The sequence below is a fragment of the Cognatundibacterium luofuense genome (genome assembly GCF_018139685.1).
In the GTDB taxonomy this organism is placed as follows: domain Bacteria; phylum Pseudomonadota; class Gammaproteobacteria; order Burkholderiales; family Burkholderiaceae_D; genus Undibacterium; species Undibacterium luofuense.
This window is the reverse complement of sequence record NZ_JAGSPN010000010.1, coordinates 103421-124476: the sequence shown is the minus strand read 5'-3', so window position 1 is coordinate 124476 and position 21056 is coordinate 103421. Positions and strand designations below refer to the sequence as shown.

General features: G+C 51.9%; 16 protein-coding genes. 9 read left to right on the top strand and 7 right to left on the bottom strand.

What is annotated here, in order from left to right:
• Positions 1-11: 11 nt before the first annotated feature.
• Positions 12-1646: a chaperonin GroEL gene (groL, locus tag KDM89_RS13825; protein WP_212688513.1), complete on the top strand. Its 1635-nt coding sequence runs from the start codon at positions 12-14 to the stop codon at positions 1644-1646.
• Positions 1647-1922: 276 nt separating this feature from the next.
• Complete coding sequence (locus tag KDM89_RS13820; protein ID WP_212688512.1) at positions 1923-3902, top strand: OPT family oligopeptide transporter; 1980 nt, start codon at positions 1923-1925, stop codon at positions 3900-3902.
• Positions 3903-3992: 90 nt separating this feature from the next.
• Here KDM89_RS13820 and KDM89_RS13815 read toward each other — a convergent pair whose 3' ends face one another.
• On the bottom strand, positions 3993-4613 hold the full coding sequence (locus KDM89_RS13815) for a tRNA-uridine aminocarboxypropyltransferase (protein WP_268977873.1): 621 nt from the start codon (positions 4611-4613) through the stop codon (positions 3993-3995).
• A 102-nt stretch (positions 4614-4715) separates the two neighbouring features.
• On the opposite strand from KDM89_RS13815, the gene KDM89_RS13810 reads away from it, so the two are divergent.
• Positions 4716-5954, top strand: coding sequence for a hypothetical protein (locus KDM89_RS13810; RefSeq protein WP_230427871.1), 1239 nt, complete (start codon positions 4716-4718; stop codon positions 5952-5954).
• Between the two features lie 4 nt (positions 5955-5958).
• Here the strand turns inward: KDM89_RS13810 and KDM89_RS13805 are convergent, their stop codons facing one another.
• Positions 5959-6861, bottom strand: a complete 903-nt coding sequence (locus KDM89_RS13805) for a TIGR01777 family oxidoreductase (RefSeq protein ID WP_212688510.1) — start codon at positions 6859-6861, stop codon at positions 5959-5961.
• Between the two features lie 279 nt (positions 6862-7140).
• A complete protein-coding gene (locus KDM89_RS13800) occupies positions 7141-9066 on the bottom strand; it encodes an energy transducer TonB (protein ID WP_212688509.1) in 1926 nt (641 codons plus the stop codon).
• A 289-nt stretch (positions 9067-9355) separates the two neighbouring features.
• Here KDM89_RS13800 and KDM89_RS13795 point away from each other — a divergent pair, with 289 nt between their 5' ends.
• On the top strand, positions 9356-10300 hold the full coding sequence (locus tag KDM89_RS13795; protein ID WP_212688508.1) for a 4-hydroxyproline epimerase: 945 nt from the start codon (positions 9356-9358) through the stop codon (positions 10298-10300).
• Positions 10301-10643: 343 nt separating this feature from the next.
• Here the strand turns inward: KDM89_RS13795 and KDM89_RS13790 are convergent, their stop codons facing one another.
• The gene (locus tag KDM89_RS13790; protein ID WP_189357267.1) at positions 10644-11411 is read right to left on the bottom strand and encodes an AraC family transcriptional regulator; all 768 of its coding nucleotides are present in this window, start codon (positions 11409-11411) and stop codon (positions 10644-10646) included.
• A gap of 505 nt (positions 11412-11916) precedes the next feature.
• On the opposite strand from KDM89_RS13790, the gene KDM89_RS13785 reads away from it, so the two are divergent.
• Positions 11917-12585, top strand: a complete 669-nt coding sequence (locus KDM89_RS13785; RefSeq protein ID WP_189357266.1) for a GntR family transcriptional regulator — start codon at positions 11917-11919, stop codon at positions 12583-12585.
• A 157-nt stretch (positions 12586-12742) separates the two neighbouring features.
• Here KDM89_RS13785 and ylqF read toward each other — a convergent pair whose 3' ends face one another.
• From ylqF to KDM89_RS13770, 3 genes are all read right to left on the bottom strand, one after another.
• Positions 12743-13693, bottom strand: a complete 951-nt coding sequence (ylqF, locus tag KDM89_RS13780) for a ribosome biogenesis GTPase YlqF (protein ID WP_212688507.1) — start codon at positions 13691-13693, stop codon at positions 12743-12745.
• A 449-nt stretch (positions 13694-14142) separates the two neighbouring features.
• Positions 14143-14694 (bottom strand): nuclear transport factor 2 family protein, encoded by a 552-nt coding sequence (locus KDM89_RS13775; RefSeq protein WP_212688506.1) that lies wholly within the window; start codon positions 14692-14694, stop codon positions 14143-14145.
• 38 nt (positions 14695-14732) lie between these two features.
• Positions 14733-15671 (bottom strand): histone deacetylase family protein, encoded by a 939-nt coding sequence (locus tag KDM89_RS13770; protein WP_212688505.1) that lies wholly within the window; start codon positions 15669-15671, stop codon positions 14733-14735.
• Between the two features lie 221 nt (positions 15672-15892).
• Here KDM89_RS13770 and KDM89_RS13765 point away from each other — a divergent pair, with 221 nt between their 5' ends.
• The 4 genes from KDM89_RS13765 to mltB are packed head-to-tail and all read left to right on the top strand — an operon-like array spanning position 15893 to position 20930.
• The gene (locus tag KDM89_RS13765) at positions 15893-16813 is read left to right on the top strand and encodes an AAA family ATPase (protein ID WP_212688504.1); all 921 of its coding nucleotides are present in this window, start codon (positions 15893-15895) and stop codon (positions 16811-16813) included.
• A 1-nt stretch (position 16814) separates the two neighbouring features.
• A complete protein-coding gene (locus tag KDM89_RS13760; RefSeq protein WP_212688503.1) occupies positions 16815-17816 on the top strand; it encodes a DUF58 domain-containing protein in 1002 nt (333 codons plus the stop codon).
• Positions 17813-19816, top strand: a complete 2004-nt coding sequence (locus KDM89_RS13755; protein WP_212688502.1) for a transglutaminase TgpA family protein — start codon at positions 17813-17815, stop codon at positions 19814-19816. The genes KDM89_RS13760 and KDM89_RS13755 overlap by 4 nt, the downstream gene beginning before the upstream one ends.
• Positions 19806-20930, top strand: coding sequence for a lytic murein transglycosylase B (gene mltB / locus KDM89_RS13750; protein ID WP_230427870.1), 1125 nt, complete (start codon positions 19806-19808; stop codon positions 20928-20930). The genes KDM89_RS13755 and mltB overlap by 11 nt, the downstream gene beginning before the upstream one ends.
• The last annotated feature ends 126 nt before the right edge of the window (positions 20931-21056 follow it).

The window sequence follows — 21056 nt, the reverse complement described above, 5'->3', positions numbered from 1 at the left end:
GGAGAATAAACATGGCAGCAAAACAAGTTGTATTTGGCGATGACGCACGTGCAAAAGTTGTTAACGGCGTAAACGTTCTGGCAAACGCAGTAAAAGTCACTCTGGGCCCTAAAGGCCGTAACGTAGTTCTGGAACGCTCTTTCGGCGCGCCTACCGTGACTAAAGACGGTGTTTCCGTTGCAAAAGAAATCGAACTGAAAGACAAGCTGGAAAACATGGGTGCGCAACTGGTTAAAGAAGTTGCCTCCAAAACTTCCGACAACGCAGGTGACGGTACAACAACCGCAACCGTACTGGCACAAGCAATCGTTCGCGAAGGCTTCAAATACGTTGCAGCAGGCTTCAATCCTACCGATCTGAAACGCGGTATCGACAAAGCGGTTGCAGCTCTGGTTGCCGAAGTAAAAACCATGTCCAAACCAACCACGACTTCCAAAGAAATCGCTCAGGTTGGTTCTATCTCTGCTAACTCTGACGTTGCAGTCGGCGAAATCATCGCTAACGCAATGGAAAAAGTCGGCAAAGAAGGCGTAATCACTGTTGAAGACGGTAAATCCCTGGAAAACGAACTGGATATCGTTGAAGGTATGCAATTCGACCGCGGCTACCTGTCTCCATACTTCATCAACAACCCTGAAAAACAGTCTGCGATTCTGGAAAGCCCGTTCATCCTGCTGTTCGACAAAAAAATCTCCAACATCCGTGATCTGCTGCCAGTTCTGGAGCAAGTTGCAAAAGCCGGCCGTCCGCTGCTGATCATCGCTGAAGATGTAGAAGGCGAAGCACTGGCAACTCTGGTTGTGAACAACCTGCGCGGCATCCTGAAAGTATCCGCAGTAAAAGCACCTGGCTTCGGCGACCGTCGTAAAGCCATGCTGGAAGACATCGCTATCCTGACAGGTGGCAATGTGATCGCTGAAGAAGTTGGTCTGACACTGGAAAAAGCAACTCTGCAAGATCTGGGTCAGGCAAAACGTGTAGAAATCGGTAAAGAAAACACCACTATCATTGACGGCGCTGGTGCAGCTGCCAACATCGAAGCACGCGTAAAACAAATCCGCGCGCAAATCGAACAGGCAACTTCTGACTACGATCGTGAAAAACTGCAAGAGCGCGTTGCCAAACTGGCAGGCGGTGTTGCTGTGATCAAAGTCGGTGCTGCAACCGAAGTTGAAATGAAAGAGAAAAAAGCACGCGTTGAAGATGCTCTGCACGCTACCCGTGCAGCAGTGGAAGAAGGCGTTGTGCCAGGCGGTGGCGTTGCTCTGCTGCGTGCACGTGCTGCAGTTGGCGCAATCAAAGGCGACAACCCTGATCAGGAAGCCGGTATCAAACTGGTTCTGAAAGCAATCGAAGCACCTCTGCGTGAAATCGTTGCTAACGCTGGTGGCGAACCAAGCGTTGTTGTTAACGCTATCGTTAACGGTTCCGGCAACTTCGGTTTCAATGCTGCAAACGACACCTACGGCGACATGATCGAAATGGGTATTCTGGATCCGGCAAAAGTAACCCGCTCTGCACTGCAAAATGCAGCATCGGTTGCTGGCCTGATCCTGACAACTGACGCTCTGGTTGCTGAAATCGCTGAAGACAAACCAGCTGCTCCTGACATGGGCGGTATGGGTGGCATGGGCGGCATGATGTAATCATCCCCCTCAGTCTGCTGAGTCAAAGCCCCGTGAATTTCACGGGGCTTTTTATTTTTCCGGAATCTGAGAACTCAGCGACCGGAAATTCATCAAAACACAACATTCCTGCATGTGCGGCCGTCTTTACCGCAATGCGACTTGACAGGGCAAACCGGCACTTAGATACTGCCGCACCTGTAAGTATATTTTCAGCTTTTGTAACGGATTACTGCATATTGCAGCAAATCGTATCAGACAAAAGCAATCCGATTTTCAATTTGTTCTGGAGACACAATGGCCCTGCAGCAACTATCTGATGAGCAGATCCGCACCTGGACGCGGGCGCAGAAAGATGAATGGTGGTTAAAAAACGTTTATCGCGGCGATATGGCACAGCTGACGCTGCGCTCTGCCCTGACCGGCTTTTTGCTGGGTGGCATTTTGTCCGGTACTGCACTGTATATCGGTGGTAAAACCGGCATCTCCATCGGCGTCGGGCTGACTTCCGTGATTCTTGCTTTCGCTTTGTTCCGCTTACTGGCAAGTTCCGGTCTGGCAAAAGATTTCACGATTCTGGAAAACAATTGCTCGCAATCCATCGCCACCGCTGCCGGCTACATGGTGATGCCAATGATTTCCGCGCTGTCAGCCTATATGCTGATTACCGGAAAAATCATCCCTTGGTGGCAAATGATGATCTGGATGTCGACTTGTTCGATTCTGGGTGTACTGGTCGCATTCCCGCTGAAACGCCGCTTCATCAATGAAGATCAGTTGCCGTTTCCAGAAGGCCGTGCTTGTGGCGTGGTGCTGGATACTTTGTATTCCGACGATGGTGACACCGGTATGCGCCAGGCCAAACTGCTGGCAAAAACCGCATTGTGGACTGCCGCATTCCAGGCGATTGTCAGCGATGGCTGGATGAAACTGATTCAGTTCAAATTGCTGATGATGGATAAATGGGCCGGTCTGGTTGAACCGTGGCATTTACATGAGCGTTTTGACGACTACTACTACATGTATGCGGCAAAAGCCGATTTGCTGATTCCGAAAATTCTCGGCACCGATTTCCGTGCACTGGGTTTGCGCTTTAATGCTGATCTGGCCATGGTCGGTGTTGGTGGTCTGATGGGTATCCGCGTTGCGAACAGTATCCTGCTCGGCTCCATCATTAACTTCGTATTCCTCGCTCCGTGGATGATTCAGCGTGGCGATATCATCGAACGCATTGCACCGAGCGGCAAAGTGGTTCCTATTTCCCGCGTTGAAATCGTCAACCAGTGGGGCCTGTGGTGGGCGGTCGCCATCATGGTGGTTGGTTCGATTGTCGGTCTGCTGGCAAAACCTGAACTGTTCACCGGCCTGTTCAAAGGCTTCGGTAAAAAAGAACAGAATACCGGCCCGGACCCTGTCGCACACATCGAACTGCCACTGATGGTATCTTACATCGGCATCCCGATTTTCAGTGTTCTGGCTGCATGGACTACACATGAGTTCTTCAATGTGCCATGGTTACTGTCCTTCATCAGTCTGCCACTGATCTTTATCCTGACCGTCATTTGTGCCAATGCAATGGCGCTGACTTCCTGGACACCGACCGGCGCACTGTCGAAAATCACCCAGTTCAGTATGGGTGCGATTGATTCCAGCAATCCGGCCAGCAATCTGATTCCGGCCGGTATGACTGCCGAAGTCGCGTCGAATGCATCCAATCTGCTGTCTGATATCAAACCGGGCTACATGCTGGGTGCAAAGCCACGTCAGCAAGCGGTTGGCCACGTGATCGGCATTTTCTCCGGTGCTATCGCCTGTATTCCGCTTTACTACCTGTTATTCCTGCCGCCGGATGCTGACGGTTTGCGCTCAACCGCGACCATCATTTCTGAAAAATTCGCTTTCCCTGCAGCAATGCAATGGAAAGGTGTTGCGGAACTGATCGCTAAGGGCGTCAGCAGCCTGCCTGCATCTGCGATTATTGCGATGGCAGTTGCTGCAATTGCAGCCGTCGTCATCGAAGTCAGTCGTATCGTGACCAAGGGTAAATTCCCGTTGTCGGCTGTTTCGATCGGTCTGGGTGTGGTACTGCCACCGGATTCCTGTCTGGCAATGTGGATAGGCGCAGCGCTGTTCTGGTGGATGGGTCGCAAACATCCTGATCCGAAAACCTCCGGTCACCAGTTCTGGGTGGAAGGTTGCGAACCAATCTGTGCAGGCCTGATTTCCGGTGCAGCACTGATGGGTATCGGTAACGCGATCATTAACGTACTGCTGTGATCCCTTACAACCGGCTTGACTGTTCTTAACTGCTTAAAAACCAGCATCAGCCGGACAAATCCAGTACCAGTATAAAAAAAGCCCTGTCTCTCACGACAGGGCTTTTTTGTTTTTCTGTGCCTGCAGATTATCTTCATAGTCCTGCATAAGCGCACTGAATGCCGAAAGCAAGGGCGTATAAACTGAGTCTCCATCCCAGCGCGACAATGCCAGCACGCTGGCCTCCAGCGTCGACAATTGCCCTTCGCGATGCGCCTTACGAATCCGGTAACTGCCGGTTTCAACATCTGTCAGACTCAGTCGAGGTAATTTTTGCAGCAAGGGATTGGCGTACAGTATTTTCCGGCTCTTACGCCACGTAGCGTCAATCACAACCAGCCTTTGCGGACGACAATCTTCCGGCCAGACATGCAGCGGTCCCTGCACCACATCTTCCGACTGATCCAGACTGGTATCGGGATACAGCAAAACCGTTCCCGCGAGCGCAGCATCTGCAACGCTGGTGAAAAGCTCGCCACGTAAATCATTCTCATCAAATGTTTCGCCGCTGATCAGCGATGACTGCTGCAGACTCAGATGCAGTAATCGCCCGCTGCCTTTGGGATGCGTCAGTTCCAGCGGATGCTGGATGATCAGCAAAGGAATCCCGTTATCTACGGAAACAACCCGGTGACACAGACACTGCATCCGTAAGCACTGCTGGCACGGCATTCGTTTAACTAACATTGTTTTACGCTCGCTCAGGTAGGGCTACGGAAAGTCTGCTATTGTACAGTCAGAGAAAATTTCATTCGCCGAAACCAGATAGTTATTATGAAAACGCCTGCCATTTTTGCCTCCCTGATCGTTCTTTTTGCTGCCGCCTGCGGAGGTGGCGGAGGCAGCAGTTCCACGGATTCCGCAACCAGTACGTCCGGTTCCGGTACGGGGTCAGGCAGTGGTTCAGGCGGTACGTCCGGTGGTGGTACAGGCGGCGGCACGGGTGGCGGAACGGCAGTCACGCTGGAGAAAAAAGCTGCCGCGCTGGCAGCCAAGCTCGGCAAAAGCAGCCGTTTTCTGGTCGGTCTGGGAACCACCAGCGTCGCCGATATTCAGAAGCAGAACATCCGCATTGATATTTATGATCAGTATCTGAATGGCGTCGGTGCCGGTTCATGGCCAACATGGAACAGTCCGTCCGGTGCGTATGTGCAGGTCGTCGCGAAAAATGCTGACACGCTCGGTGCAGTGCCGATGTTCACGCTGTATCAGATGGCAAGCAACGGCGATGGCAATCTGTCCGGCCTCACGAATCAGACTTTCATGACCGGCTACTGGAATAATGTACGCTTGCTGTTTCAGCAAATCGCGACTTACGGCAAGCCGGTACTGGTGAATTTTGAACCGGATTTCTGGGGGTATACCCAAAGGTTGTCGGTGAATGCAGATCCTTCCACCGTGAAAGCGCTGGTCAGCTTTGATCAGGATTGTACGAATCAGCCTGATAACGTGACTGGCATTGCCCAGTGTCTGATTCAGATCGCACGCAAATATGCGCCGAATAATGCCTATGTCGGCTTTCCGCCAGCACTGTTCGGTGATCTGTATTCCACTGCGCTGGGTTACATGCAAAAACTGGGCGCTGACAAAGCGGATTTCATTGTGATGCAGACACTGGATCGCGATTCCGGCTGCTTTGAAGTCAGCCCGCAACCATCATATTGCCAGCGTGCCGGAACCGGCTGGTACTGGGATGCGACGAATAAGACATCGCCGAATTTCACCGAGCATTTTGCGCTGACCAAGAGCTACAACACAGGTTTGCAATTGCCGGTCATCTGGTGGCAGACACCGCTGGGCGTGCCTTCATCGACACCAGGCGGCGTTGCCGGACGTTACCGCGACAACCGCGCCAGCTACTTCCTGACCCACACTGCGGAAATGGTCGCCGCTGGCGGGCTGGGCGTGGTATTCAGTACCGGCGAAGTCAATCAGACCAGCATTAACACCGATGGCGGACAGTTTAAAACTCTGAGCACCAACTATCTCGCCAACCCGACTGCCCTTCCTTAAGCTGCTACCGGGCAGACAATAAGTCAGCCAGCGCGCCCTGAATTTTCGGATAACGGAACTGAAAACCAGCGCGCTGCGCCCGTGCCGGCAACACATGCTGTCCGCCGGTCAGCAACATCGCCATTTCACCCATTGCCAGTTTCAAAGCCCATGCCGGCGTGGTCAGCAGCGCTGGCCGGTGCAGCTGCGCGGCCAGTGCCTGTGTGAATTCTGTATTGGTCACCGCCCCCGGCGCGACCATATTCACACTGCCGCTGATGCGCTGATCCTGCAACAGCACACTGATCAGCCCAACATAATCCTGATAGTGAATCCAGCTCATCCACTGTTGACCATTACCGATTTTACCGCCCAGACCTAGCCGGAACGGCAGCAGCATTTTCGTCAGTGCGCCGCCTTCTGTGTCCAGCACCACACCGGTACGCAATAACACCACACGGATACCATCACGCGCAGCAGACAAGGCTGCGGCCTCCCAGTCCACGCAGAGTTGCGCACCGAAATCACCGCCTGCTGCACGGGTTTCATCAATCCGTTCATCACCGGAATCGCCGTAAAAGCCGATGGCAGATCCGCTCAGCAAAACCGCAGGCTTTACCCGTGCTTCGCGCATTTTCTGCACCAGACATTCGGTCAGAAAGATCCGGCTTTCCCTTAGCCGGGCTTTGCGGGCATCGGTCCAGCGTGCGCCGATGATGGGTTCGCCGGCCAGATTAATGACCGCATCAAACACACAATCCGGCGTGTAAGCATCAAGGCTGTCAATCGCTTTCACGCCGGCACCGCAACGCCGTACAACCTCACCGGGTTGACGACTCAGCACCGTCAGCTGATGTCCCTGACGAAGAAGATCTGCACATAATCGGCGGCCGATCAGGCCGGTACCGCCAGTGATCAAAATATTCATGCTTCTTTATCCTGAAAACGGATACACCATCAATTCACAGCAATCCCCCGCCCACCGGCCCAGAAGGCAAAACGGTGCGATGAAGAAAGACAACGAGCAGCGCAAAATATGTCCGCAAAAACCGTTTTTTCAACGCAGCGACAGATCGCAATGATGCAGCTATCGTCATCTGGTCATTCCGGAGGCCCGGACTTTCTGCCGACGACCGCCGGATCGCTGTGCAGAACACCGCATTTGAGGCAATTTCAGCCATTGTACGGCCACACAGCAGATGCTTACTCAGCGCCACTCTTCACCGATACTCAGACGCTCATCAAAACGCCAGACTTTACGGATTTCCAGCACGTCGTAATCAGCACTGATTGCCTCCGGAAAGATCGCATAACGGGCATTCAGTTTCGCAATATTCCGGATCGCCTGATCCAGTTCGTTACTGCCGCTGGAACGGTGAATCACCACTTCCTCCACACTGCCATCTTTACGGATCACCACGGTCACCACCGCATCGCCGCGCGATTTATTGCGGGCGCTGTCAGAGTAATTCAGATTGCCGTTACGCTCCCATTTCTGGGCGATGCTTTCCGCATACATGCGTAAATGCACGCTGCGTTCGGTAGCGCCCAGATACAGCTTGCGACGTCCGCCCTCGGTCAGCATATTGGTTGGCGGCGCGCCCTTCAGCAAATTCAGCCCGCGCGCCTGATCTCTCAGACGGCTCGCAAAATCGCCGGGGCCTGCAGAAACCACTTCATTACCTTTACTAGAACCTGTCGCCAGCGGGTCACTGCCACCGCCCTGAGCAACACCAGCCTTCGGCGTTGCGGCACTACCATCCGGACGCGCACCGCTTCCCTTACCTTCTGCACCAGTCCCGGTGGTGACCGGCTTACTTTGCAAACGTCCGGCCTCGGCCTGCGCCGCAGCCATCTGCGCCAGCCGGTTTTCTGTTGCACGACGCATTTCTTCTTTTTGCTGCTGACGGCTGGCCGCCGCTTGCTGATCCAGTTGCGACTGCACCGCTTCTGTTTCGCGCTTCGGCAATTCCGGCACTTTGGCGGCAGCCGCGATTTGTTCCTGTTGCTCGCGGTCAGTCACCCTGAAATTCGCCTGTTCGCGTGTGCGCTGACGGCGCAACTCACGCTCTGCCGCCATTTGTTCCTGCAGATGTTGTGCCACCGCATCCTGCACCGGTTCCTGCTTGCGGTTCACAAGGACAGCAGACGCCATCTGATCCAGACTTGCCAGACTTTGCTGTACACGCTGGGCTTCCGCTGTTTTCTGCTCAGCCGCACGCTGCTCTGCAAGTTGCTGTTCCGCCAGTCGCTGCGCTTCCCGCGCTCTTGCTGCTTCCTGCTCACGCAGTTGCTTTTGTTCGGCAGCGATTTTTGTGCGAATTTCGTCTGCCTGCACCTTCACGTCCGATTGCATCGCTTTCGTCAGATCCGCATTCGACGCCCTTGTCGCCAGCAAATTGACATCGGGTGCCAGCGTTTTCTGGCGTGCCTGTACTTTTTCCGGTGCCGGAACATATTTGGCGGGCGCGGTTTCCGGCTCAGCTTCAGGCTTCGTTTCCGGCTTGGTTTCGGGTTCCGTGATGGTTTTGGGCACTTCCTCACTGACCGCAACTTTTTGCGGCGTGTCGCTGCCCTGCTCTGCCGTACCCGGCGTTTTAACAGGATCATCGGGATGCGGATTGGCCACAGTAAAGCTGTCTACACGAAAGCGGTCTTGCGCAATGATCAGCGGTGCGGCATCCGGCATACCTTTTTTTGCGGCGACCGGCGCTTTTTTGATCGCACGGGCTGGTCTGGCCTGCGCTTTTTCAGCAGCAGCCTCTTTAACTGCTACAGGTTTTGGCAAGTCCACCAGTTGAATTCCGGTACGCACCGCAGGCCTTGTTTCCGCAGGTTTCTCAGGTGCGCTGACCGCAGACTGCAGAGCTGGCACCGGCGGCACCACAGCTTGTGCAGTTTTCTCTTGTGACACTGGTGGTTCTGTCGTTTGCAAACGGATTTGCAAAGGCGGCGACACCGGATCGGCGACTGCTCCGGCTTCGGATGATTCAGCGGCTTCCTTGCTGTCACCGCCAAACTGCAGTGACAACAACAGTACATGTACCAGTAACGACAACAACAGACCCAGCCGTAAGCGACTGATATCTGACTGGTCTGTCTGCTTTGATTCCGTCAACTGCAACACACTCATTATTTATCTGGTCTGGCATTAATCGAATGACATGCTTCATCATAACGCCGCACAGCGAAAAGATGTCGCCTGTCGACCACAATCTGACACTGCTGCACGGGTACGCAGTGCAGGAGTCTGCCATATTTCCGGCTGACCGACAGATTTGCTGCATTGAAACTACCAAAACAGCCACAGTAATGCAAAAATTGCTATGCATATTTAAGGCGTCATACGCAAATTTCATATCAAGACGCTGTGCAAACGGCTCAGTATTCTCTCTCCGTATCAAACTATAACGAGGTCGCAGATGAAGAAGATTCACATTATCGACTCCCACACTGGCGGAGAACCTACCCGCGTCATCATTGGCGGCGGACCAGAACTCGGTAACGGCAGCATGGAACAACGCCTGCAAATATTCCGCGAACAGTTCGATCACTACCGCAGCGCCACCGTCTGCGAACCACGCGGATCAGACGTGATTGTCGGCGCACTGCATTGTGAAAGCAGCCATCCGGAATGCATTTCCGGCGTGATTTTTTTCAACAATGTCGGTTATCTGGGCATGTGCGGCCACGGCATGATCGGCTACATCGTCACACTGGCTTACCTGGGCAAAATTCAGCCGGGTATTCATAAAGTAGAAACGCCGGTTGGCATTGTTGAAGCTGAACTGAATGAAGATTTCAGCGTGACGGTGCGCAACGTACCGTCTTACCGCTATCAGGCCGCTGTACGTGTTGAAGTGCCGGGCGAAGGCGTGGTGACCGGCGATATCGCGTGGGGCGGCAACTGGTTCTTCCTGATCAACGATCACGGCCAGGACTTATCGCTGAAAAATACTGAACGTCTGACCGAGTACGCATGGAAAGTCAGACAAGCACTCGAAGCACAAGGCATCACCGGCGAAAACGGCGGCCTGATTGATCATATTGAATTATTCGGTCAGCCACAGTCCACCGAAAATCACAGTAAGAGTTTTGTTTTGTGTCCGGGCAAAGCCTATGACCGCTCGCCTTGCGGCACCGGCACCAGCGCCAAGCTGGCTTGTCTGGCAGCCGATGGCAAACTGCAGGAAGACAGCATCTGGCATCAGGAAAGCATACTCGGCAGCGTATTCCACGCATCGTATCGCTTTACCGATGCTGAAAAACACAAAATTCTGCCAACGCTGCGCGGCACCGCTTTCGTCAATGCCAACAGCCAGTTGATTCTGAATGAACGTGACCCTTTCATCTGGGGTATTCGCTAACCGGCGATATCCTTTCCGCCCTGCTGCCCCGCACCCCATCCCCCTCGCGCGCGCAGCAGGTTTTTTTGCATCCCCCGGCTGGTTCAGCCATCCCAAGCACAGACGGCGACACGCATCCAAACCTGTTTAAAATCCCACTCCTCCGTACCTGATTCAGACTCAATTGCAGTGTTAGTTTAAAGTCACACTGACTGATAAATAAACGCAGCAAATCGTATCCTCCGGCAATCGGCAGTAACCCTGAAAAGCAAAAAACGCAGGCTGAAAGCCGTATCAGAAAAAGAAAAAGCACCGCATCTGCGGTGCTTTTCACATACTGCACATCTCTGCCCAGACAACAGGATCAGACTTTTTTGCGAATCACTTCACGGTATTCACTTGGCGTCATACCCACAGTCGCTTTGAACACACGCGAAAATGCGCTGTGATCCTGATAACCGCAAGCCAGTGCAATTTCAGTAATACTGGTATTGGTTTCTGCCAGCATGATGGAAGCTGCATCCAGACGAATCTTGACCATCATCTGACGCGGGGTCAGCGAAAAGATTTTGTGGAAATTCCGTTCCAGCTGCGCAATCGATAAGCCGGTCAGTTTCACCAGCTCTGCCATCGTGACAGTTTGCGCATAATTCTGATGCAGATACTTCACGGCCGCAGCGATTTTTGCATACACCGGATGATGCTGATCCGGCGTTGCCAGATCACGCGAAATACCGCACATACCGACAATATGACCGCGTTCATCACGCAGCGGGTTCTTTTGTGTCAGACACCAGCCCGGAGAGCGATTCGGATACAGATGCAATTCCAGCTGATCGCGCAACTCACGCGAACCGCGCAGCACTATGGCGTCCTGCGCGGCATAGCTGATTGCCAGCGAGCTGGGGAATACATCTTCTGCCTTACGACCAATCAATGCATTTTTTTCACGCAAACCGCAGCGGCGCACCAGGGTTTGGTTCACAACAACATAACGCCCTTCCGTATCTTTTACGAAAAAGACGATATCAGACATGGTGTCGAACAATTGTTCAGCAAAAAATACATCACTAAGCTGGTTTGCGAGATTATGACGCTTCTCTACAGCTGAGAAAATTGCATGTTTTTCCATCGGATCACTTTCACAAGATGAGCTTAATATATTTATCTAATATATTAAGGATGAGAGCATACCTGATTCCGGACAAAAAGGCTTAACTTTTCGTCACAAACGTGCGTGAAATGTGCTTACAAACCTACAAAAGTTGGCGCAAACGATTTCTCGTCAATAAGTATTTGCCACAAGGAAAAAAATCAGCGTTTTTAAATATACTAACTGCATTTTAAAACACTGATCATAGCCTAAATGCTGCCCGCACTATGCAGAAATCTACATTGAGTCTGCAGAAATCGTGAAATAAGAATAGTATTTACGAGATTTTGTGAAATTAAATTACCTCATAACCGTGCTTTTCTAATTTTTATTACTGGGGTGAACCTTCAGTGCAGGTTCAGGTCAAAGCTTTCAAGTTACTTTCAAAATGCATAATATGCTGAATGTTCGAACTTATTCAGCGAAAAATTCAAGAAAAAGCAGTAATATATACAAAAAATATTGAAATATTCAGGGAATAAAGATGCTTACCAAAGTCGAAGCGACCACACCTAGCGCGCCCAAAAAGCGTGCTGCAGATATCGCCTATGATGCGATTGAAAGCATGATCGTCAGCCTGGATCTAAAACCGGGCGCACCAATTGTTGAATCTGAACTGGTTGAACGTACCGGACTGGGCCGTACACCGCTGCGCGAAGCGCTGATGCGTATGTCCTCCAATGGCCTGATTATCCAGATGCCGCGCCGCGGCCTGATCATCAGCGATATCGAACCTGCTGAACATATGACACTGGTGGAAACACGGCGTGTCGTGGAACGACTGATTGCACAAAGTGCGGCGCGCCGCGCGAATCCGCAGCAGCGCAAAGCGATGGTCGAGTGTGCAGAAAAAATGCTGATTGCGGCGAAACGCCACGATCTGAATGAATACATGGCAGCGGATCAGGAATTTGATTACGTTGTCCACGAAGCCTGCCGCAACCCGTCTGCGGTGCAGGCAGTGATTCCGATGATTATCAAATGCCGCCGCTTCTGGTATGCATTCCAGCACGAAGGCGATGTCGAAGAAGGTGCGCGCAACCATATGCTGGTCGCGAAAGCGATTTCCAAAGGTAATGAAGATCTGGCGATGAAAGCGTCCGATGGTCTGATGGATTATCTGGAATCGTTCGCCCGCAAAGTGATCGGCTGAGCGCTTCGCGTTTGCCGTCAGGCCGGATCGCGATCCGGAAATAAAACGGGGCAATTGATTGCCCCGTTTTTATTTGATCCCGCTGAATTGCCTAGTCAGTCCGGTCAGTTACCTCATCTGCGTTCTGCCATAACACAGAACGATGCGGTATCGACGATCAGTCTTCGTCGTCCTCCTGTGGCTCGCCGCCTTCTTCTGTTTTCAGGAATTCCTGCACACTGCGGCTCAAGCCCAGTGAAGGTTCTTCAACATAGCTTGCCAGCAGATTTGCGCGGCTTTGCGGCGTTTCCAGACTCATACGGCCCAGTGCCCCGCTGCGGAAGTCCAGCAGCAAAGTATGCGATGCTTTTTCGAAATCCAGATCGCCACCTTTGATACGGAAACCGCGTTGTTTCGCGATACTTTCGACCACACCAACCGCATCCAGTCCGTCCAGTTGAAACTTATAACGTGCGCTGATAGCAGCCGGGTATTTTTCCAGTAACTGCCCTGCCAGAAACACGGCCACTTCCTCTTCGATAACGGCATTCACACCAACGGCGTGGCAAGCGGCCAGCATCAGACCATCGGTCGGATGCTCGATCTTAGGCCACAACATCCCCGGTGTATCGGTCAGAATCATGTTTTTACCCAGATACAGGCGCTGCTGGGTTTTGGTGACTGCCGGTTCATCGCCGACATTGGCAACCCGCTTTTTCAGCAAAGCATTCATCAGCGTGGATTTACCGACGTTCGGAATCCCCATGATCATCATGCGTAAAGGCTTGGTCGGCACTGCGCGATGCGGGCAGATTTTCTGCGCCAGCAAAGGAATTCTTGCGACATCCGCCGGTTTTTTGCAGCTCAGCGCTACCGCATGCACATTTTTCTGCGCATTGTAAAAATCGAGCCAGGCTTTGGTCGCGGCCGGATCGGACAAATCTGCTTTATTCAGAATCTTCAGACAAGGACGTTGGCGCGCTGCCCGGATTTGTTCCACCATAGGATTGCAGCTGGCCTGAGGGATGCGGGAATCCAGCACTTCGATCACCAGATCGGTGCTTTCCATCGCCTCAGCAGCTTTCTTCCGGGCGGCATTCATATGCCCGGGAAACCATTGTATCGACATAGTGTTCGTCAAACTTATTCAAACCGCTATTGTACGGGAGAGTCAGGCGGAATGACGAACCGGACGGGAGGCGGCAATGGATAAAAACCGTGAAATCCGCTGATTGTGAGCGGTATGGATATATAAAATCACCATTCCTTGTGGATTCCGTCAGCATTTCAGCTATCTGCCTGCCGGACATCCAACCTCCGCGCCCGGTACATCACTCGCTTAAACGGAGAATTCATCCGGCAATTACGACCACCGGACAAGCAGTCATTATGCAAGTATCGTCATTTCACATTCTCTGAGGCCCGGACTTTCTGCCGACGACAAGGGAATCGCTATGCAGAACACCGCATTTTGGCCTCAAAATGCCCGAAATCAGCCCTGACACGGGCCGCTGAGACAGGACGGCCTTAGAGCTGCGAACAACAAAAATCCGTTCTGAAATGGATATCAGGCAGCGTTTAAGGCGTTTTTTTCGCCGCCGGTAACTCCGCAGTCAGTTTTTTCAGCGGTTCAATCAGTTCATTTTTGACGCTGATGGATAACTGGTAATGATCGATTTTCCATCCTTTTGCAGTCAGCACGACCACGCCGCTCGCCTGACACAAGCCCAGATCGGTATCCAGCTGCTCATCAAACCACGCCCATTTGCCGGAAAAATCCGGCTTCAGATGCCGCTGGCGCACATGAAAAGTCCATGCTTTGCCTCGTTGGAAAAACGGTTCCGACCATTTGATAAATTCTGCGCGTGTCCAGCGCTCATCCGGATCGGTGCCGATAAACACGGCGTTTTCTGTCAGTTTATCGAAGTAAGCGCGGTCAGCACGGGCAGCATCGTTGTGCCACTGATCGAGCATCGCATGAATGGCTTTTTCTGCTTTTTCTGCTTTATCTGCTTTCACATTTGCAGTCGCTGTGAGCGGTGCATCGGGTTTGCCGCCGTCTGCCAGCACAAACGGGGACAAGCTGATACCTGCCGCACTCAGCAAGATCATCAGAGGTGTTTTTTTCATAATGTCAGATTCCTTCAAAGAGAAGCAGCTCAGTTAATTCAGGAAAGTCCGGTCAGAACAGATAAATGCGCAATCACACTCTTACTCAGGGCATTCAGGTTATAGCCGCCTTCCAGACAACTGACGATGCGGCCTGATGCATACTTTTGTGCCACCTGCAGAATTTGCTGCGTCATCCACGCATAATCCGTTTCAGTCAGGCACATTTGCGCCATTTCATCATCACGATGGGCATCGAAGCCGGCGGAAATCAGTATCAGTTCAGGCCGGAAACGCTGCATCGCAGGCAACCAGCTCTGATTCACGATACGGCGTATCACTTCGCCGTCCGTACTGGCATCCACCGGTGTGTTCAGCATATTTTCGGCGGGAAACTCGGTGCCGCAATACGGATAGAAAGGATGCTGAAAAAAACCCGCCATCAGAATACTGTTGTCGCCGCTGAAAATATCCTCAGTACCATTACCGTGGTGCACATCAAAATCCACAATTGCGATACGTTTCAGTCCGTAACGTGCCTGCGCATAGCGCGCGGCGATTGCCACATTATTGAACAGGCAAAAACCCATGGACTGAGATGCACTGGCATGATGGCCAGGCGGACGAATCGCGCAAAAGGCATTATCAGCCTCACCATGCATTACCGCATCGACTGCAGCCATCGATAAGCCTGCTGCGCGCAAAGCGGCCTGCCAACTGTGCGCATTCAGCCCGGTATCTGCATCCAGCGGAAAATGCGCATACTCAGATCGCTGTGAGGGACAGTTTTCCCGGATACGGTAAATGGCATCGGTCGTGTGTACACGCGCCAGATCCGCTTCCGTTGCCAGCGGGCCGGAGCGCCAGTCCAGAACGGCGGCCACCGGGCTCTGCCTGACGGCATCTTCAATCGCCTGCAAACGCGATGGCGCCTCAGGATGCCACGCACCCATTTCGTGTAATTTACAATCGTCGTGGCTGAAAAATGCGCTCTTCATGTCGAATACTATCTTACAAAATGCTGCTTTCCTGCTCGCCTGAATGACATGCTGCCACGGGGGTGTCCGCATATCGCGCTGTGCCGCTTTGCTGCCGGTTAGGGCAGAAAAAATCAGTTTAAACCAGTCAGCGGCTGGCGATACTAAAAGCCGGGAATTAAAAGATACAATTGTCGCAGCAATTCACCGATCAACTTTGCCGTATTTCAATTCCATCCCCCATGCACAGGAACATTCAACGCCTTTCCGAGCAGTTAAATTCCATCATTATCGGCAAAGAGCCCCAGGTGAAGCTGGCGGTTGTCTGCCTGATCGCAGGCGGACACCTGCTGATTGAAGATTTGCCCGGCGTCGGTAAAACAACGCTTTCACATGCACTGGCGATGTCGCTCGGACTGAAATTCACCCGCGTGCAATTCACCAGCGATTTACTACCGGCAGATATCACCGGCATTTCTGTTTTTAATCGTGAGCGCCAGCAATTCGAATTCCATCCCGGCCCGGTGTTCAGTCAGGTTTTACTGGCCGATGAAATTAACCGCGCCACGCCGAAATCCCAGTCCGCATTGCTGGAAGCGATGGAAGAAGGTCAGATTTCTGCCGATGGTGTGACGCATCGTCTGCCCGTACCCTTCTTTGTGATTGCCACCCAGAATCCGTCTCATCAGTTGGGCACGCATCCGCTGCCAGAGTCGCAGCTTGATCGTTTTCTGATGCGTATTTCGCTCGGCTATCCTGATAAGCAGGCAGAACGCGCTTTGCTGAAAGGCGATGACCGCAGAACACTGATGAACACGCTCGGCACGGCAATGTCGCTCGACGCATTTCTCAGTCTGCAGCAACAAGTGCGCACGATTTTTGTCTCCGATAAGCTGGTCGACTATATTCTGACGCTTGCAGCCGCAACCCGACACTCCGGATTATTTGCAGAAGGTATGAGTCCGCGGGCATCGCTGGCACTGGTGCAGGCAGCACGCGCATGGGCGCTGACCGAAGGCCGCGATCATGCCCTGCCCGAAGATGTACAGGCAGTGTTTATTCCTGTGATTGCACATCGCTTAAGAACCGCAACCACTTCGCAGGGAAGAACCGAAACCAGCGCCACTCTGCTGCGAAAAATTCTGCAGGAAACCGCCGTCTGATATGGAATTTCCTTTGCTCAGCAAGCTGCAACACTGGATCAGTGATCTGCCTGCAAAATTATTCTGGATCAAGCGCGCACCGGAACCCGGCACGGTCATACTGAATCAGAAGCGTATTTATACCGTGCCATCCAAAAGCGGATGGATGCTGGTACTGGTGTTATTAATTCTGTTTGTCACATCGACCAACTACAACCTGAATCTGGGCTTCATCCTGACGTTCACCATCGCCGGGATCGCCTTTGTCAGTGTCTTTCAGGGTTTTGCCAATCTCGCGTCGCTTGAACTGGAACCGGTATCTGCTGAAAACACGTTTGCCGGAGATTCCAGCACTGTACGTCTGCGTATCCGTAATCCCGGAAAGCGGGCGCGTTACGCTATCTGGATTGGCTGGCGCCATGCACCTGAGCAAAAGCAGGCTTACGATATTCCACCGGAAAGCGACATTATTGTCGAGCTGGAATTGCTGACCACTGCGCGCGGCCGTTGTCAGATACCGATCGTCACGTTAAATACATGGTTCCCGCTGGGCTTACTTCGCGCCTGGAGCTACTGGTATCCCGGCATGCAGGCGATTGTGTATCCGGCACCGGAGGCAGTCACGCCTCAGATACCGCTTTCCGGCGACGGCGAGAATGAAAGTACGACAGTGGCAAGCGGCGGTGATTTTTCCGGCATCCGCCCGTACCGCCCCGGCGACTCACTGAAGCAACTGGCATGGAAGCAAATTGCCAGACTGAATCCGGACAGCAGCAATGCTTTGCTCACCAAAGAATATGTGCAGCACACCGGTGGCGAAACCGTACTCGACTTACAAAGTCTGCTGCACGCACTGGCAACCGAACAAGCCTTATCCCGCGTCGCGGCATGGATATTGCAACTCGAAAAACACAATATGGCTTACGGATTACATACTGGTGATCTGCATATTCCGGCTTCAGCAGGAGAGGAGCATGCGCGACGCTGCCTGGAAATTCTGGCACTGTACGGTGAACGCTCATGAGCCGCTTCACTAACCCGCTGACACAGGACAAAAGCAATTCTGTCCTGCTGACGATTTCCTGCTTTACCGCCGTCTTCCCGCACTTTTTTCATACGACAGCATGGGTCATTGGCGGCAGCAGTTTCGCGCTGATCTGGCGCTTATGGCTGGTCATGACCGGACGCAAATTGCCGGCTACGCTGCTTCTGCTCCCCTATGTATGTCTGATGATGGCAGGCGTGTGGATATCGTTTCATACCTTTCTGGGAAAAGAAGCAGGTGTCACAATGCTGATTCTGCTGATCAGCTGCAAATTACTGGAAATGCATGCGAAGCGCGATTTGTACGTTGCAGTATTTCTTGCATACTTTTTGCTGTTAACCAGTTATTTATATAATCAGACGATTTTCTCCGGCACGCTGAGTATTCTTTCAGTGTTACTACTGACAACCTCACTCAGCACCTTTCAGTACACGTCAGTCATTCCGCCGCTGTCTGAACGTCTGTCTGCCAGCGTCAGAATGCTGCTGACCGCCATTCCGGTGATGCTGATTGGCTTCTTCCTTTTTCCGCGTATTCCCGGCCCGTTATGGGGGCTGCCAAGTGATGAAGGACATGGCAAATCCGGCTTATCCGACAGCTTAAATCCCGGCAACATCAGTGATCTGGCACTGAACGAAGATATTGCTTTCCGCGTCAAATTTCATAATTATCCGAAAGATAAATCCGTTCTGTACTGGCGCGGTATCGTGCTTGATGATTACGATGGCCGCAGTTGGAAGGCTTCTGCACAGAGCAAGGCATCAACCGGACAAACACCACCATCGCTCACATCCAAAAGCGGAATCATCAGTTACGACATTACACTGGAACCACATCAGAAAAAATGGCTGTTTGGTCTGGACATGCCGGAATCTGCACCGGCAATTCCCGGAAATCCGGCACTGATCACACCAAATATGGAGTTAAGGGCAAATACCCCTGTCATCAGTCGCCAGCATTACAGTCTGCGGTCGTATACGGCGTATCATTTTTCAAAAAATATCGATCCTGCGGAAAGACAACTGAACACGTTACTTCCGCACAGTACAAATCCAAAAACCAGATTATTTGCGCAACAGTTACGCAAGCAATCAACCAGCGACGTGCAATATATTCAGGCGATCCTGGCCTACTTCACCAATCAGCAATTTGAATACACGCTGCATCCGGGTAAAGCTGGCCTGCATGCGATTGATGAGTTTTTGTTTGTGAATAAAAAAGGATTCTGTGAACACTACGCCAGTGCATTCACGTTTCTGATGCGTGAGGCAGGCATCCCAGCCCGCATTGTGACCGGATATCAGGGCGGTATGCAAAACCCGATTGATGACTATTTTGAAGTCCGGCAATCGGATGCACATGCATGGACAGAAGTATGGCTGCCAGCCACTGGCTGGACACGTATTGATCCCACGGCGACAATTGCACCGGAACGTATTCATCAGAGCTTTTATCAGGCGAACAGTGCGCGTGGTTTTGCGGCCGTTGTTTCTTCCGTCTTTCAAAACCAGAGCTGGCCACAGTATGTGCAAATGTACTGGGATGCCACCAATAACGAATGGAATCAGTGGATACTCGGGTATGGGCAGCAAAAACAGGAAAATCTGTTGCGCTCATTTGACTTTGACCAACTGGATCTTCAAAAAACCGGTATCGCTGCAGCATCAGCAGCGTCTGCCTTATTTGTTGCTGCAGCATTGATATCCGTTCTGCGGCGACGCAAACAACTTAACGCAGAATCGTTATACAAAGCTTTCTGCGAGCATATGGCTGCACGCGGAGTTGCAAAAGCCGCACACGAAAGTCCCACGATTTTTCTGGAGCGCATTAAGCAAACACTGCCAAAAGAAGAACTCCATAACATTGAAGAATTCTTGCATTACTACAGCCGTTACTGTTATGCCGGGCACAACGACAATGAACAAGCCAGCTTTACACGTTTAAAAAATATTCTCTACCGGATTCAACATGAACAATAAATTCAGGACGTGCTCCCGATATTCCGCAAAACTGTTTGCCGCAGGTATGTTGCTGGTGGCAGGCGCCACCGCAATTCATGCTCCAGCTGCAGCAGCGAAAACAAAGACAAAAAAAACAGTGCCACAACAAGCACCTGCCACACCTGTTGCCAGCAGTGTTCGCTTCAGTGATTTCAATGATGTGAAAGTATTTATTCAGGAATTACAGGCTAAACATATTCTGGATGAGGCGGCGGCAAACCGATTTTTTTCTGAAGCAGTACACCTGGAAAAAGTGAAGCAGCTGATTAAACCGGCACCGGCAGGCAAACCCAAGAACTGGCAAGCGTACCGGAGTCGCTTTATTGAATCCATACGCATTGAAAAAGGCCTGCGATTCTGGGAGGAAAATGAAGCCACGCTGGCACGTGCGGAAGCCGAGTTCGGTATTCCGCAGGAAATTATTGTTGGCCTGATTGGCATTGAAACCCTGTACGGACGTAACACCGGAAATTTCAGGGTCGCTGATGCACTGGCCACACTGGCTTTCGATTATCCTGAAACGCCAAATAAAGAAGCAAGACAACGTTTTTTCCGTGATGAACTGGAGGCATTGCTGGTGATGGCACAGCAATCGCAAAGCGATCCGTTTGCGTATAAAGGTTCTTACGCCGGAGCGATCGGATTACCTCAGTTCATGCCGGGAAGCATTCTGCGATACGCCGTGGATTACGACCGGGACGGAAAAATTGATCTGGCGAACTCGCCTGCTGATGCGATCGGCAGCGTCGCAAATTATCTTGCGAAACATGGCTGGAAAAAATCTATCCCGGTTGCATTCCCGGCCGCCCTGCTTTTACCGCAGGACCATCCCTCGATCAAAGAAGCGATCGACCGGGGTTTAAAGGCCACCTTCAGCTACGATCAGATCAGCGCTATCGCAGGCATATCCACACGCGATATTCCTGTACAGATTTCTTATGGGCTGATAGATCTTCAGAATGGCTCCGCGCCCGACGAATTCTGGGTAGGCACAGAGAATTTTTATGCGATCACTCAGTACAACCGTAGTTACTTCTACGCAATGTCTGTGTATGAATTAGGAAGAATCATCAAGATAACAAAAGAAAAGTGATTATTTTTTACGTTTTCCAAATTTCTTTTAACAATATCTTTCGTTCTTACTAATTGATCTTAGGCACTTTTTATCCAATACTAGTCATGCGGGAAATGAGTTCCCTGCAAGAAACAAATGAATCTC